This window comes from Pseudomonas tremae (assembly GCF_023278125.1).
Classification (GTDB): Bacteria; Pseudomonadota; Gammaproteobacteria; order Pseudomonadales; family Pseudomonadaceae; genus Aquipseudomonas; species Aquipseudomonas tremae.
Genome location: NZ_CP066270.1, coordinates 5,518,782 through 5,533,267, shown reverse-complemented (window position 1 = coordinate 5,533,267; position 14,486 = coordinate 5,518,782). Strand labels below are relative to the sequence as shown.

Here is a 14,486-nt window from a genome sequence, read left to right as displayed (position 1 = left end):
CTCAAGTAAGGCGGGCAGTCTAACCGGCGACCTGAAAACAACAAACCCCGGAAGTCCGGGGTCTGTCAGTCAGGCGTGAAGGTCAGTCGGCGGTCGGCTGAGCCAGCGGCGCAGGTTGCTTGCTGCGCCAGTGCGGCAGGGAGTTCCAGTAGCGCTCGCCCTTGGCATCGTCATACATGCCTTCCCAGCGCGAGATCACCAGTACCGCCAGTGCGTTGCCGATCACGTTCAGCGCCGTGCGCGCCATGTCCATGATCCGGTCGACGCCCGCGATGAAGGCCAGGCCTTCCAGTGGGATACCGGCGCTGCCCAGTGTCGCCAGCAACACGACGAAGGAGACGCCCGGTACGCCCGCGATGCCCTTGGAGGTGACCATCAGCGTCAGTACCAGCATCAGCTGTGCACCTATCGACAGGTCGATGCCGTAAAGCTGGGCAATGAATATCGCCGCAATACTCTGATAAAGCGTCGAACCGTCGAGGTTGAATGAATAGCCAGTGGGCACCACGAAACTGCAGATCGCTTTCGGTGCGCCGTAGGCTTCCATCTTCTGGATCACGCGCGGCAGGACGGTTTCCGAGCTGGCGGTGGAGTAGGACAGAATCAGCTCGTCCTTGAAGATGCGCATCAGCTTGATGACCGAAAAGCCGAAAGCCTTGGCGATCAGGCCCAGTACCACGAAGGCGAAGAAGATAATCGCCACGTAAACCAGAATCACCAGCTTGGCGAGCGGCAACAGCGATGCAAAGCCAAAGTTGGCCACGGTCACCGCGATAAGCGCGAATACGCCTATCGGGGCGTAGCTCATGATCATGTGCGTGACCTTGAACATGGTTTCCGAGACACCCTGAAACAGCTTCACCAGAGGCTCGCGAACTTCGGCTTGCAGGCTGGAAAGGCCCAGACCGAACAGTACCGAGAAAAAGATGATCGGCAGCATCTCGCCGCGCGCCATTGCGGCAAAGATATTGGAAGGGATCAGGTTGAGAATGGTCGCGACGAAGGCATGATCGTGCTGAACTTCAGCTGTAGTTTGCTGGTATTTCGAAATGTCGACCGTGCCCAGTGTGCTCATGTCGATGCCGGTGCCCGGATGGAACACGTTGGCCAAAACCAGCCCCACCAGAATGGCTATGGTGGTCACTACTTCGAAATACAGAATGGTCTTGAGGCCGATGCGCCCTAGCTTTTTGGCATCGCCCACGCCTGCGATACCCACAATCAGCGACGCAACCACGATAGGGATAACGATCATCTTGATCAGACGGATGAAGATGTCGCCCGCTGGCTGCAGGATATTACTGATCCACCAGGCCTTTTCGGCGCTGAAATGGTTGAGCAGCGCGCCCACAGCGATGCCCAGTGCCAGTCCGATCAGAATCTGCCAGGCCAGACTCAGCTTTGCCTTCTTCATATTATTACCCTTGTTGGAAGTGGCTTGGGCAAGTCCAAAACCGATGCGCCGAGCGTGCTTTTTGCAGCATTTTCAGGGCAGGGGAATCCCTTTGGAAATGTCCCGAGAAGGTCACCGCAGGCGAGCATCCGAGCTCTGTAGCAGGCGAAAAAAGTCGCAACTATTCCCATGGCGCGCGCTCACGTCTAATGCCGTAAACGACTACCTCATGCCGAATCGGCATACAAAAACGTAAATAAGTATTGATTTATGTCCGGCGAGGAAGTGGCTGTTCGGCGCAAAGGTGGCTAAAACGTCGCCTTTGGCGTGGTGGAAGAGATAGTGGTGGAAAGACGAATATCGCAGTGCTGAATCGATTAGCCGAGGGATTTAACAGATGTACGGTATCAAGACGCCCAAGCCTGCGTATCCGCAATGGATGGCTCAGGCGCTCGACAGGTTTCTGATGGATCAGCCTTTGCCCTTGGTGCGTGTCATGTGCGGGCCGCTGTTTTTTTCCAGATATTCGATGATCATCCCGGCCACGTCTTTGCTGGTCGTCACTTCGATGCCTTCCAGGCCGGGAGACGAGTTTACTTCCATCACCAGTGGCCCGTGGTTGGAGCGCAGGATATCCACGCCCGCCACACTCAGCCCCATGACCTTCGCTGCACGTAGTGCAGTCATGCGTTCTTCCGGCGTGATCTTGATCAGGCTGGCGCTGCCGCCACGGTGCAGGTTGGAGCGGAACTCCCCCGGTTTGGCCTGACGTTTCATCGAGGCAATGACCTTGTCACCGACTACGAAGCAGCGAATATCTGCGCCACCTGCTTCCTTGATGTACTCCTGAACCATGATGTCCTGCTTGAGGCCCATGAAGGCCTCGATCACCGATTCTGCTGCGGTGGCGGTTTCACACAGCACCACCCCGATCCCTTGAGTGCCTTCCAGCACCTTGATGACCAGCGGCGCGCCGTTGACCATCTGGATCAGGTCCGGAATATCGTCCGGGGAGTGGGCAAAACCGGTAACAGGCAAGCCGATACCGCGACGTGACAGCAACTGCAGCGAACGCAGCTTGTCCCGCGAGCGGGCAATGGCGACCGATTCATTGAGCGGAAACACGCCCATCATTTCAAACTGGCGCAACACCGCGCAGCCATAGAACGTCACCGAGGCACCGATGCGCGGAATCACCGCGTCGAAGCCTTCCAGCGGTTTGCCGCGATAATGGATCTGCGGCTTGTGGCTGGCGATATTCATGTAGGCGCGCAGGGTGTCGATCACCACCATCTCATGGCCCCGCTCGATACCGGCTTCAACCAGACGACGGGTGGAATACAGACGCGGATTACGCGAAAGCACAGCGATCTTCATGCAACACCTGAGGAAGTAGAGGCCGGGAACACCGGCTTGTCTTGTACATACGTTATGCCCGGATTGACGACCAGCTGGCCGTCTATCAGAGCCTTTGAACCCAGCAGCAGTCGATAGCGCATCGACTTGCGGCACGCCAGTGTGAATTCCACCGGCCAGATAAGATCGCCCAGTGCCAGTGTGGTGCGAATGACGTAGCGCACCTGTGCGTGGCCGTTGGAGCTTTTTATGGTTTTCAAGGCGACCAGCGGCGCTTCGCATCGACGATGCCGTAGCTGCACCACCGTTCCGAGGTGTGCGTTGAAGCGAACCCATTTCTGCCCGTCGCGTTCGAAAGGCTCGATTTCAGTGGCGTGCAGGCTTGAAGTGCTTGCGCCGGTATCGATTTTTGCCCGCAGGCCAGCCACCCCCAGATCGGGCAGCGCTACCCACTCGCGCAGGCCGATAACGGTCAGGTGATCAAATGTCTTCAATGCGATTCCGTATTTTTCAAGGCGTCTTCCAGGCTTCCGGTGTTACCTGAGCCAAGGCTCTGAAGGCAGGTTTGGCGAACAGATAACCCTGCATCAGCACAATGCCGCAGTCGGCGAGAAAATCCCGCTCCTCTATCTGTTCTATGCCTTCTGCGATGACTTTAATCCCCAAGTCCGAACACATTGTGACAACCCCGCGAACAATTGCCTGACGCGCGCGATCACGATGAACATCGCGGATCAGATGCATGTCGAGTTTTATCAGGTCGGGCTGGAAATCAGCGAGCAGCGTCAGGCCTGAATACCCGGCGCCGAAGTCATCGATGGCGGTCATGAAGCCGAACTGTCGATACTCACGCAGGATGTTGCTCAAATGGCCCTTGCTGCACACGTGCTCGCTTTCGATGGTTTCGAAAATCAACCTGTCGATCGGGAAGTCGTGAAGCTTGGCGGCTTCCAGTGTGCTGCGGATGCATAATTCGGGACGATACACGGCATTGGGCAAAAAGTTGATCGATAAACGCTCGGTCATGCCCAGCCTTGCCGCACCGGCAATGGCCGTGGTGCGACACATTTGGTCAAAGCGATAACGGTTCTTGTCATTGACCTGACTCAGCACCGAATACGCGCTCTCGCCATTGGGCCCACGCACCAGCGCTTCATGGGCAAAAGTGGACTGGTCGCGCAGGTCCACGATGGGCTGATAGGCATAGTCGAACGAGAAGCCCAGTTCCGGACTGCCGGTGCAGCCCTCACACCCCTTCCTGGGGGAGGTTAACGAAGTTGGAAATTCTGTCACGTCGCACTCCATGTGAGGTCGGGGCAATACAATGATGAATGGCTGATTTTGACAAGCAAGGATCGGTTACTTCATGTTGGCAGGATGTTGAAACGTTAGCCATCCGAGTGCTGTCAAGTTTCCCGATGAGTCAGATATCGTTCAGACTGCCGCATCGATGAGGAATTCAAATGGCACAAAAGCTTGAAGACGACAAGGTTCGTCTGGACAAATGGTTGTGGGCGGCGCGCTTCTTCAAAACGCGTGCGCTGGCCAAGGCTGCCATCGAAAGCGGCAAGGTGCACTGTCGCGGCGAACGTTGCAAGCCTGGCAAGGAGCCGCGTCTCGGCGATGAATTTCAGATCCGGATGGGCTTCGACGAGCGCACGGTCGTTGTCGAGGCTCTCTCGGTTGTTCGACGAGGCGCGCCGGAAGCCCAGACGCTCTATCGCGAGACGCCAGAGAGCATTACCCGGCGAGAAAATGCAGCGGCTCAGCGCAAGGCCGGCAACCTGGGCGTGACCACCGACGGCAAGCCGACCAAGAAGCAGCGCAGGCAGCTTTTTGATTTTCGCGGTGCCCGGGACAGCGACTGAAAAACCGCCGAATGGCATACCGGACAGTCGCCCAAGCGCGCTTCCAGCTTGGAAGCGCGCCGTATAGCTCCTAAAATGCCGGTCAAACCTTATGGTGCACAGCACTTTCAAATGCCGTACGGCGCGCTTGCAGCCGACGGCCATCCATTGTCATCAACTCAGATACCCCCTTCCTATGCATGATTTCCCCGACATCGATTTCACCCAGCGCTTCATTTTCGACGAAAGCGACGTTCGTGGAGAGCTGGTTGCCCTGGAGCGCAGCTACGCCGAAGTGCTCGCCAAACATGCCTACCCGGAGCCGGTCGCGCAATTGCTTGGCGAACTGATGGCGGCGGCTGCGCTGTTGGTCGGCACGCTCAAGTTTGACGGCTTGCTGATCCTTCAGGCGCGCTCCAGCGGCGCCGTTCCGTTGTTGATGGTCGAGTGTTCCAGCGAGCGTGAGCTGCGGGGTATCGCCCGTTACGACGAATCGCTGATCAGTCCAGGCGCGGGCCTTCAGGACCTTATGCCCGAGGGTTCTTTGGCGCTGACCATAGACCCGCGCAAGGGTAAGCGCTACCAGGGCATCGTTGCGCTGGACGGTGTCGACCTGTCGGAAAGCCTCTCCAACTATTTTGTGATGTCCGAGCAGTTGGGTACGCGTTTCTGGCTCAAGGCCGACGGTCATCGCGCCCGTGGTCTGCTGTTGCAGCAACTGCCCGCCGCAGAGATCACCGACCCGGAGGAGCGCGATGCCAACTGGGAGCATGTCATCACCCTGGCCAACACCCTGACGGCCGAAGAAATGCTCAGCCTGGACAATCAGACGATTCTGCATCGCCTGTATCACGAAGACCCGGTTCGCCTGTTCGATATTCAGCCGATCTGCTTCCGTTGCAGCTGCTCTCGTGAGCGATCCGCCAATGCGCTGGTCAGCCTCGGGCTGGAGGACGCGCAGCAACTGGTCATCGAGCACAACGGCTCGATTGAAATCGACTGTCAGTTCTGCAACGAGCGCTACCTGTTCGATGCCACTGACGTCGCGCAGCTGTTTGCTGGCGGCGGTGTCGATTCTCCGTCTGACACGCGCCATTAATCACAGCGCAAATAGCCTCAGAATACGGTGTGGGCTCCTGTAATGCTGTTCTGACAGGAGGGTCCTACCATTTCTGGGCATTTCTGGCATAATCCGGCCCACTTTTACGCTGTAGTAGTGGTAGTTTTTTTACTACAAAACCGTTTGAAGCACTCGGCCAACGGCCGACGGGGAACCTCATGACGCAAACCAACAACGCTGTGTACACCGATTTGAGCACCGACGAACTGGTCAAGGAAGCCCTTGCCCGTAACGAAGGCGAACTTTCCGACACTGGCGCACTGGTTGTGCAAACGGGCCATCGTACTGGCCGTTCGCCGGTCGATCGTTTCATTGTCGAAGAGCCGAGCACTCAGGACGCCATCGCCTGGGGCCCGATCAACCGCAAGTTCCCGGCCGAGAAATTCGACGCTTTGTGGAACCGTGTAGGCGCTTACCTGGCCGAGCGCGAGCGTTTCGTTTCCCACGTTCATGTAGGCTCCGACCCGGCTCACTACCTGCCGGTCAAGATGACCACCGAAACTGCGTGGCACAACCTGTTCGGCCGTTGCCTGTTCATCAATCCTGAACAGTACAACCCGGCTGGCAAGGACGAGTGGGAAATTCAGAACGCGCCATGGTTCGTTTGCGAACCTGAGCGTGACGGCACCAATTCCGACGGCACCGTCATCATCAACTTTGCTGCCCGCAAGGTGCTGATCGCAGGCATGCGTTACGCCGGCGAAATGAAGAAAGCCATGTTCTCGGTGCAGAACTTCCTGCTGCCGGCCGTTGACGTGCTGCCGATGCACTGCGCCGCCAACATGGGCGAAGAAGGCGATATAACGCTGTTCTTCGGCCTGTCCGGAACGGGTAAAACCACCCTGTCTGCTGATGAAAGCCGTTATCTGATCGGTGATGACGAACACGGCTGGGGCAAAGGCGTGGTGTTCAACATCGAAGGCGGTTGCTATGCCAAATGCATCGACCTGTCCGAGAAGAACGAGCCCGTCATCTGGAAAGCCATCCAGCACGGCGCGGTACTGGAAAACGTCGTACTCGACCCGGTCACCAAGAAAGCCGATTACGCCGACAGCAGCCTGACCCAGAACAGCCGGGCCGCCTACCCGCGTGAGCTGATCGAAAAGCGCGCGCCAAAAAACCTCGGTGGCGAGCCGAACGCAGTGATCTTCCTGACCTGCGACCTGACCGGCGTATTGCCGCCAGTGTCGATCCTCAGCGAAGAGCAGGCGGCTTATCACTTCCTGTCGGGTTACACCGCGCTGGTCGGTTCGACTGAAATGGGTTCAGGGTCGGGCATCAAGTCCACCTTCTCCACCTGCTTCGGCGCTCCGTTCTTCCCGCGTCCGGCTGGCGAATACGCAGAGCTGCTGATCAAACGTATCCGCGGCTTCGGCTCCAAGGTCTATCTGGTCAACACCGGCTGGACCGGCGGCGGCTATGGCGTCGGCAAGCGCTTTAACATCCCGACCACCCGTGGCGTGATTGCAGCGATCCAGAGCGGCGCGTTGATCGGTGCAGAAACCGAACACCTCGACACCATCAACCTCGACGTACCGAAACTGGTACCCGGCGTAGACACCGGCCTGCTTAACCCGCGCAACACCTGGGCTGACCAGGCTGCCTACGACGAAGCTGCCAAAGCGCTGGCTGGCCTGTTCGTGGAGAACTTCAAGAAGTTCGACGTGAGCGATGCCATCAAGGCAGCGGGTCCGAAGTTGTAACAGGTAACGTTTAAAAAAACCGCCTTCATCGGGCGGTTTTTTTTGGTCTTAAAATCACGAATTTTAAGGCCTGTTGTAGAACTTCTCAGCTTGCGAGTGGCGATTGAGTACTGCCTATATGGAGGATGTCACCAATCCGAGCGATCGCTCTCAGCCTGCTTGCGCTTGTGTTAAGTCTGGCTGTAAAGCGCCTTGCAGTTGGCCGTTTTCGGCTGAAGGCGCCATCGTCGTTTCCAGCCCTGGCATCTGTCATTTGTTATCTTGAATATAAGTGTGACCAGGCTTTATCATAACCTCCTTTACCAAGGAGTTGAGCTCTTTACTGTGATAGAGATCCAGGCACTTCAGTAAATCAAACTTGACTCCTTTTATTTCAGATTCAACCAGTGGGTTTGTATAGTCTCTGGCCAAATATTTATCAATGAGCGCTTTGACGGCGTCAGGGCTTTTCTCGAAATCATAATAGGCCCATTCGCGTAAAGCAGTGACACTGCTTCCTGCATCCATCGCGGTGCTTTTTTCTCCCTTGTAGGCATTGGCTATACAGGTCGCCAGCACCATATCCCTGTAATTTTGTGCGTAAGTCCTCTCCATTCCTTGGGGAGAGGACTCAGGAGGCGATGCAAAACTTGTGGGCGCGAGGCATGAAAACAATAAACCGACAGCAAAAATAACTCTCATTAACTTAGACTCCAGACGTTTGCTTTTTCTGTACTGTAGTTAACGCCTGGTTCATTAATATAGCAGTGATCATAACAAATGTTTCCGTCGTATAGCGTGGCATGGCCTGCCGCGTCCTGCCATCCAGATATTTCAAATAGTATGAAGCCTTTCTTATTAGCCAGTGCACCGCCGCCAGTGGGAGGGTACTTAACGACGTCGGGCTTGCCCCACCGTGCTTCCAGAAAATGTATAAGGTTTTTGACGCGGAAGAAATATTGCCGTTGGCCGTTACCGGAAACTGTTTGTCCAGGTGTCTTGGGTATGATCAAACTCGAATAATTTAATACATAGCTCATTCTGACTGCACACGTATTTTCCCATTAATATTATCTCAAAATACTTAACCTTGTCTCCACCTGCGCGGTGTCAATGATAAGACAACTTCTTTCAAATGTTTGCCTGCACATACTGTTCCGATAATTTTGCAGCTTGCTTTGTCTAAGGCTTTGTGAAAGTAAAGTCACTTAAAGACGTCCTTCCCGAAGAGGCTCCTCCGGAGAAACTTGCTGTGGCCGAGGTGCTTTGGTGCATTCCGAAACCATAGCCAGTAATTTCGATGCAATCTTTATAAGCATCACCCAAAACTTCGCCGGGTATGCCTTCTATTTTTATATACGCACCAAATGCCATTTCACTGTTTTCTTGTGTTTTTTACGTTCAAGCAGTGGTATTCAGAATCAAAAATATCAGGGCGTTTTGTTTGCTGCAAGCGAATAATTCATCTTATTAATTTTCCGATGTCTACAGCGCTGAGTTTGAAAATATCTCAAGTTTGAGAGGTCTTTGTAGTGGTCTAATGATTCCGGACACTCATTTAGGCGAGAATATCGCCAGATATAGAGGTGTCTGATGACCAAGCAACGCCGTACCTTCTCCGCTGAATTCAAACGTGAGGCCGCAGGCCTCGTGCTCGATCAAGGTTATAGCCATGTCGAAGCTTCTCGCTCGCTTGGAGTGGTCGAGTCTGCGCTGCGTCGCTGGGTTAGCCAGCTCCAGCAGGAGCGCAATGGCGTGACGCCTCAGAGCAAAGCCCTGACGCCCGAGCAGCAGAAAATTCAGGAGCTGGAAGCGCGCATCGCTCGTCTTGAGCGGGAGAAATCCATTTTAAAAAAGGCTACCGCGCTCTTGATGTCGGAAGAACACGAGCGCTTGCGCTGATCGATCAGCTAGGTGCCCATGAGCCGATCGAATTGCTGTGCGAGATGTTCGAGACACCTCGCTCGTGCTACTACGACCATTGCCAGCGGCGTCGGGCTCCAGACACCGAGCGGGTTCGTTTACTCAGTCGAGTCAATGAGCTGTTCGGGCAAAGTCGAAGCGCTGCTGGCAGCCGCAGTATCGTTTCGGTATTGCAGGAAGATGGCGAGCAAATTGGCCGGTTCAAGGTACGTGGCCTGATGCGGGAACTGGGATTAATCAGCAAGCAACCTGGCTCTCATGCTTATAAAAAAGCAACAGTGGAGAGGCCTGACATTCCGAACATTTTGAATCGGCAGTTCGATGTACCCGCGCCCAATCAGGTTTGGTGTGGCGACATCACCTACATCTGGGCGCAAGGAAAATGGCATTACCTGGCGGTGGTTATGGATCTTTATGCGCGTCGGGTGGTGGGCTGGGCGTTTTCAAACAAACCGGACACGGACTTGGTCATCAAGGCGCTGGACATGGCTTATGAGCAACGCGGCAAGCCTCAGGGCCTGCTGTTTCACTCAGATCAGGGCTCCCAATATGGGAGCCGACAGTTTCGCCAGCGGCTTTGGCGATACCGCATGCGCCAGAGCATGAGTCGCCGAGGTAATTGCTACGACAACTCGCCGATGGAGCGTGTATTCCGCAGCTTGAAAACCGAGTGGATACCCGCCGTGGGCTACATGACGGCCCAAGAGGCACAGCGGGATATCAGTCATTATCTGATGCATCGCTACAACTGGGTTCGGCCACACCAGTTCAATAATGGACTGGCACCCGCTCAGTACGAGAAAAAACTTAACGTCGTGTCCGGGATCAGTTGACCACTACAGTTTATGAACAAAAGCGCGAGACCTTAGGGGATGGTTCGGTACGGCGTAGACAGGGATCATGGCCTTCAGCAGCAGCTACGCGCTTTAGTAGTTTAGGTTGGAGCTTCTGAGCTCCGCATGATTCCGTCGACGTTTGAGGGGCCGGGGCCTTGACGGCATCGTATGCGCACGGTCGATGGCCACGGCTTCGATTTATAATTAATTTCTATAAGGGCTATGGGTAAGTGACGACAATTGCCTTGCCCCGCCTGGTTGTACCGCTACGCGATATTGTTCTGAGGAGGCACGCGCTGGCATGGCCCGCTGTAATTCCGCACGTAATCCATCCCATTTGGATCTCAGGCTTTGAATGCTACTCATCAGTTGATCTGAGGTGGTGTCTGATATGGCTGATATGTCTCCCCTCACGCTCCTATCATGAATATCTACTGCGTCGAGTACCGTTCTTGTATTTCGAAAGAGGGTATTATGGCGATCTCTTAGATCCGCAGGTGCACTGTGGCTACTAATGAAGCTGTGTACATCTCTGGGCAGGCCTGCCACTTCACTCAGTGCATGTCTTGCGCTAATTAATTGATCGGGTGTTATGCCATTGTTGCCACCTGAGCTGCTACTGGCTCGGTCTGGAGAATGTACCTGATTAGCCATACCGGATCGAGTTACACACATATTTCCCATTTATATAGAACCTCTTAAGATGAAGTATGTCGACGGCGGTAAGTGGCGCTTGGGGTACATTCGGTTCCACCACCCTATCCGACTTTCGTAGGGGACTCTAAAACCTTGGATTTTGGTGAAATACGCGCCTGATACAGCTCCACGGCCGCTATGACACTTGTCCTTCGACTTCGCCTGCAAAGCCTGGAAACGCTAAGCAAGTCCTGATTGAGATGAGGCCAGGCTGTACCCCGCGAATTGGCTGGAAAGCTGGTTGACTGGTCCGCATGCAGGATACTTGTTAGCGGTAGGGCTTAAAGAGTTGATTTTCCAAGATTGACCCGGAATCGATCCTTCAAGCGCCTGCTGTTGTTCCGGTCATTTGCAGCTGACTACTTGCCAAAAACTAAAGATGGCAGCCTATTAATAAGCTGCCTAAGTGAAAACTTGTTCACCTACTGGCTTCACTGTCACAATCTCTATAGGTTATTCATGCGCCATATGAGTCGCCATTCACCATACGCAACATAGTCGTACTGAATGCTTAACCTTCCGCTCTGCAGAGGAAATACTATGAACAGCGTCACAAAAAAATCAGCGTTGAAAGTGCTAGCTTTGACAGCTATTACAGTCATCACCCTTCAAGGCACTGCGTTTGCGACAGAGGCAAAACACGCTGCGCTTTCTACAGCCGTCCAGGGAGCAGAAAAGTACGGAGCCGTCAGCTCCAAGGCGCTTCCTTTACAAGCACGAAACAACGGCAAAAGACCCCGTGATTGCACCAGCGATGGCTCTATTTGCTGGTAAAAGACGGGGTCGCACTCTGGTCATCAAGCTAGAGCAATAGCCCCTTTCAGAGCGTTACTGGCTTGAGCTTCGCTGCCAGTAACGCTGCTTTGGTCGCAACTGCATTGGCAGTCACAGGCGTTGGTCCATGAGTGCGTGCAGCGAGCTGGGCGAGGCGCTGCAAGTAATAGACGCCAGTGAGTTCAGGGAATTTTCGCTCTACGCGGCGCTTGATTGCGTCGTCCAGTTGATAGCCACTAAAGCTCACCTCACCTCCGTCGATACCCTGTCTACACCCCGCAATCATGGATCGATGAAATGGTTATCTCACTAACCCCCGGCAACAACACCTATCCAGCCGTCACCCTGCCCAACTCTGGCGTGACGCTTACTCCGCAGCCGCTCACTGACGCGCAGAAAGAAGCGCTGAAGAACGCCGCAGCCAATACGCCTGTCACCACGCCTGCTGTTGTTTATCACCCCAGCACTGAAGCTCCGGCGGCTACTGAGCCGATGGTGGCGATCGATACTTGGGTTGGCCGTTCTCAGGCCCCTGATTTCCCGCAGAAGGCGGCGGAACACAGGAATTCGACTGAGGCGCTGAAGACTTCGTATGAAGCGTTCAAATCGACGCTGGCGTCTGTCTATCCTGATCTGGCCAGCAAGAAGTTTGGCTTTACGATTGAGGCGAACGGCAACCTGAAAGCGACCAACAGTTCGGGTGAGTTGAGTGAGGCGGACACCAAGCAGTTGAACACACTGCTGAACGCTTCAAGTGGGCTGAAAGCGGCAGCGGCCACTTATCGGCAGACGGCCATTGATATGGTCGATGCCGACTCGCCCTGGAGCGGGAGTTATCTGGGCCGCTATAACCTGACCAAGGAAAACTTCGCAGATTCGCTGGACCTGGGCGCGCTGTTTATTCCCAAGACGTCCACGCCGTCGAAAGAACAGTCGGATGGCATGTTCTTCAATCAACTGGCCTACAAAGGCGTGCTGCACACTCAAGAAACGGAAGCAGCAATGCTTGCTGCGCGTGCAGCTGAAAAGGCTGGAACAGCGGATTGATCACAACTGCTCAGCGGCTTGGCAGACGTTGCGGGCGGACGTAGTAATTGTCGAACTCGCCGCTCCCGACGAGCTGAAAACCGTGGCGGATGTAGAACCGGTTTGAGTCGCTTTCTTTCAGCGCGCCTACCCGTAATGCTGACGCCATTGCGTCTGCTTCAGCGAACACTTGGCGAAGCACCGCTGAGCCTATGCCCTGCCCTTGCGCACCGGGCTTGATGTACAGGTGATCCAGCAACAGGCCGCCGGCGAGCGCCTTGAGGACGACGAAGCCGACCCTGCTCTCGGCGACCTCGATATAGCGGGTATCTGGCGCTGAAAAGCCTTCCCGAAAATGCTCTCGGGCGCGCACCGGATCGAACCGGCCAATGCGCTCCAGGCTGTCGCGCATGGCTTCGATACGCATTGCGACCAGGGCGTCAAAGTCTCCGGGATGAACCGTTGTCAGGATGATGTCGGGCTCGGTCTTGCGGATCAGCGACATTCGTTTCGCTCCATTCACAGGGTAAATATCACGTAGGCCCAGGGTTTTAAACAACAGGTCCATACACCTCCGACCTTCGGGAAACTGCGGGGCCATGTGTTCAAACGTGCCTGCCTACAGCGCCCGCGCCAGCCACTCATCCCGCGTCATCTCCCAGACCTCCACGTCAAATCGCCCGCCGACGAACTCACCCTCGTGCGTGCTCACCTTGCGCATGCCCTCATTGATCGAAATACGCCGTGAGGCTTCGTTGGGCGCAGCTTTGGGCACCTGCATCAGGGGCATGCCCAATGTGTCGAACCAATGCCGATTGACTGCACAGCAAGCCTCTTTCATGTAGCCGTTGCCTTGCCAGTCCGGGTGTAACCAGAAACCGCGGTTGTTGCCGGCGTGGGTCATGAGGGTAATGCTGCCGATGATCTGGTCGGGCGCGCTCTGCAGGCGGATCATCCAGTGCCACTCGGTGCCGCGCGCAATGGCTGGCAGTGCAACGTCCTGGATGTAACGCAGCGCGCCGTCTTGCGGGTAAGGCCAAGGGACGCGGTTGTTCAGGTATCGCACGATGTCCCATAACGGGAAAAGCTGCTGAACGGCTGACGCATCCGCCAGTTGCAGCGGCGTCAGCAGAAGGCGATCTGTGTGCAGCGTGGGGGTGATTGTCATGACGATGGCCCTTTCCGTTGAGCAGTGTTCACAGGATGAACGGTCCATTATGCAGGGGTTTTAAGTCGAACTGCTTGAGGCCGAAGCAGGTCTACCCATCATCTTTCACACATCGGAAACCCCAGTGCCCAGAATCATTACGGATCAGACACCCCAAAGTGTGGTGGATGAGCAGCAGGTCAAATTATTTGGCTCGCCCAAGGAACGGCTAGACTTTTATCGGCGCGAAATTCATTACGAAACCACCAATCTGTCCAACCGTACCAACGCCTATTTGTCGGCCCAGTCTTTTCTGGTAATCGCTTACGCATCCTCGATGGCAAACATGAACCCCGCCTGGGGTGCGATGTTCACGCTGGTGGTGCCGGCCATGCTGGCCTTGCTGGGTCTGCTCAGCACACTGTTCGCCTGGCCAGGCATTAGGGCGGCTTGCGACATCATCCAGCACTGGCATCACAAGCAGGCGCAACTGCTGCTCAGCGAACCGGTCATCGGGCTGACCTATGACGACTCGCCGCTGTTCAGCGATTGGGAGTCCAGCGAAACCGGGCCGAAAAAGTCCTTGCTGTTCTCCAAGCGCAGTCCTTGGCTGTTCAGCTTTTTCTGGATCTTCCTCGGTGGTTTTGCGGTGTTCGTGCAGTTGGTTGCGGACTGAGTCAGGCGCA

Annotated in this window: 16 protein-coding genes and 2 pseudogenes; 7 read left to right on the top strand and 11 right to left on the bottom strand. The window is 55.3% G+C overall.

Annotated features, from left to right (window positions below; genetic code table 11):
* Positions 1 to 82 precede the first annotated feature (82 nt).
* The 4 genes from gltP to rimA form a co-directional block, all read right to left on the bottom strand.
* Positions 83 to 1,414 (bottom strand): glutamate/aspartate:proton symporter GltP, encoded by a 1,332-nt coding sequence (gene gltP / locus I9H09_RS25055; protein WP_054989863.1) that lies wholly within the window; start codon positions 1,412 to 1,414, stop codon positions 83 to 85.
* Between the two features lie 450 nt (positions 1,415 to 1,864).
* The gene (gene rimK / locus I9H09_RS25050; protein ID WP_003318100.1) at positions 1,865 to 2,770 is read right to left on the bottom strand and encodes a 30S ribosomal protein S6--L-glutamate ligase; all 906 of its coding nucleotides are present in this window, start codon (positions 2,768 to 2,770) and stop codon (positions 1,865 to 1,867) included.
* Positions 2,767 to 3,243, bottom strand: coding sequence for a retropepsin-like aspartic endopeptidase RimB (gene rimB / locus I9H09_RS25045; RefSeq protein WP_005887802.1), 477 nt, complete (start codon positions 3,241 to 3,243; stop codon positions 2,767 to 2,769). The genes rimK and rimB overlap by 4 nt, the downstream gene beginning before the upstream one ends.
* A 16-nt stretch (positions 3,244 to 3,259) precedes the next feature.
* A complete protein-coding gene (rimA, locus tag I9H09_RS25040) occupies positions 3,260 to 4,042 on the bottom strand; it encodes a S6 modification regulatory phosphodiesterase RimA (protein ID WP_024668946.1) in 783 nt (260 codons plus the stop codon).
* 170 nt (positions 4,043 to 4,212) lie between these two features.
* Here rimA and I9H09_RS25035 point away from each other — a divergent pair, with 170 nt between their 5' ends.
* From I9H09_RS25035 to I9H09_RS25025, 3 genes are all read left to right on the top strand, one after another.
* Positions 4,213 to 4,617 carry an RNA-binding S4 domain-containing protein gene (locus I9H09_RS25035; RefSeq protein ID WP_005887806.1) on the top strand — a complete coding sequence of 135 codons (405 nt, stop codon included), beginning with the start codon at positions 4,213 to 4,215 and terminating at the stop codon, positions 4,615 to 4,617.
* Positions 4,618 to 4,792: 175 nt separating this feature from the next.
* Positions 4,793 to 5,695 carry an Hsp33 family molecular chaperone HslO gene (gene hslO / locus I9H09_RS25030; protein WP_122324793.1) on the top strand — a complete coding sequence of 301 codons (903 nt, stop codon included), beginning with the start codon at positions 4,793 to 4,795 and terminating at the stop codon, positions 5,693 to 5,695.
* A gap of 179 nt (positions 5,696 to 5,874) precedes the next feature.
* Positions 5,875 to 7,419, top strand: coding sequence for a phosphoenolpyruvate carboxykinase (locus I9H09_RS25025; RefSeq protein WP_122346482.1), 1,545 nt, complete (start codon positions 5,875 to 5,877; stop codon positions 7,417 to 7,419).
* 249 nt (positions 7,420 to 7,668) lie between these two features.
* Here the strand turns inward: I9H09_RS25025 and I9H09_RS25020 are convergent, their stop codons facing one another.
* The 3 genes and pseudogenes from I9H09_RS25020 to I9H09_RS25010 all read right to left on the bottom strand — a co-directional run.
* On the bottom strand, positions 7,669 to 8,100 hold the full coding sequence (locus I9H09_RS25020) for a type VI secretion system amidase immunity protein Tai4 (RefSeq protein WP_122346483.1): 432 nt from the start codon (positions 8,098 to 8,100) through the stop codon (positions 7,669 to 7,671).
* Positions 8,100 to 8,462 (bottom strand): annotated as a pseudogene (locus tag I9H09_RS25015) (type VI secretion system amidase effector protein Tae4); the annotation flags it as partial. The pseudogene I9H09_RS25015 and the gene I9H09_RS25020, both read right to left, overlap by 1 nt.
* Position 8,463: 1 nt before the next feature.
* A pseudogene (locus I9H09_RS25010) lies at positions 8,464 to 8,772 on the bottom strand (Hcp family type VI secretion system effector); the annotation flags it as partial.
* Between the two features lie 219 nt (positions 8,773 to 8,991).
* On the opposite strand from I9H09_RS25010, the gene I9H09_RS25005 reads away from it, so the two are divergent.
* A protein-coding gene (locus tag I9H09_RS25005) for an IS3 family transposase (protein ID WP_122346372.1) occupies positions 8,992 to 10,154 on the top strand; the annotation gives its coding sequence in 2 pieces (ribosomal slippage) (positions 8,992 to 9,247 and positions 9,247 to 10,154; 1,164 coding nt in all).
* Between the two features lie 207 nt (positions 10,155 to 10,361).
* On the opposite strand, the gene I9H09_RS25000 is transcribed toward I9H09_RS25005, so the two are convergent.
* Positions 10,362 to 10,811 carry a type III effector gene (locus I9H09_RS25000; protein WP_235662955.1) on the bottom strand — a complete coding sequence of 150 codons (450 nt, stop codon included), beginning with the start codon at positions 10,809 to 10,811 and terminating at the stop codon, positions 10,362 to 10,364.
* 582 nt (positions 10,812 to 11,393) lie between these two features.
* On the opposite strand from I9H09_RS25000, the gene I9H09_RS24995 reads away from it, so the two are divergent.
* Positions 11,394 to 11,627: a hypothetical protein gene (locus tag I9H09_RS24995; protein WP_147468054.1), complete on the top strand. Its 234-nt coding sequence runs from the start codon at positions 11,394 to 11,396 to the stop codon at positions 11,625 to 11,627.
* 46 nt (positions 11,628 to 11,673) lie between these two features.
* Here I9H09_RS24995 and I9H09_RS24990 read toward each other — a convergent pair whose 3' ends face one another.
* Complete coding sequence (locus tag I9H09_RS24990; protein WP_183136830.1) at positions 11,674 to 11,874, bottom strand: hypothetical protein; 201 nt, start codon at positions 11,872 to 11,874, stop codon at positions 11,674 to 11,676.
* Positions 11,875 to 11,924: 50 nt separating this feature from the next.
* Between I9H09_RS24990 and I9H09_RS24985 the strand changes: the two genes are divergently transcribed.
* Positions 11,925 to 12,674, top strand: coding sequence for a hypothetical protein (locus tag I9H09_RS24985; RefSeq protein WP_122312212.1), 750 nt, complete (start codon positions 11,925 to 11,927; stop codon positions 12,672 to 12,674).
* 10 nt (positions 12,675 to 12,684) lie between these two features.
* On the opposite strand, the gene I9H09_RS24980 is transcribed toward I9H09_RS24985, so the two are convergent.
* Positions 12,685 to 13,158, bottom strand: coding sequence for a GNAT family N-acetyltransferase (locus I9H09_RS24980; RefSeq protein ID WP_122312213.1), 474 nt, complete (start codon positions 13,156 to 13,158; stop codon positions 12,685 to 12,687).
* A gap of 114 nt (positions 13,159 to 13,272) precedes the next feature.
* On the bottom strand, positions 13,273 to 13,821 hold the full coding sequence (locus I9H09_RS24975; protein WP_122312214.1) for a GNAT family N-acetyltransferase: 549 nt from the start codon (positions 13,819 to 13,821) through the stop codon (positions 13,273 to 13,275).
* 160 nt (positions 13,822 to 13,981) lie between these two features.
* Here I9H09_RS24975 and I9H09_RS24970 point away from each other — a divergent pair, with 160 nt between their 5' ends.
* Positions 13,982 to 14,476 (top strand): hypothetical protein, encoded by a 495-nt coding sequence (locus I9H09_RS24970; RefSeq protein WP_024670252.1) that lies wholly within the window; start codon positions 13,982 to 13,984, stop codon positions 14,474 to 14,476.
* The last annotated feature ends 10 nt before the right edge of the window (positions 14,477 to 14,486 follow it).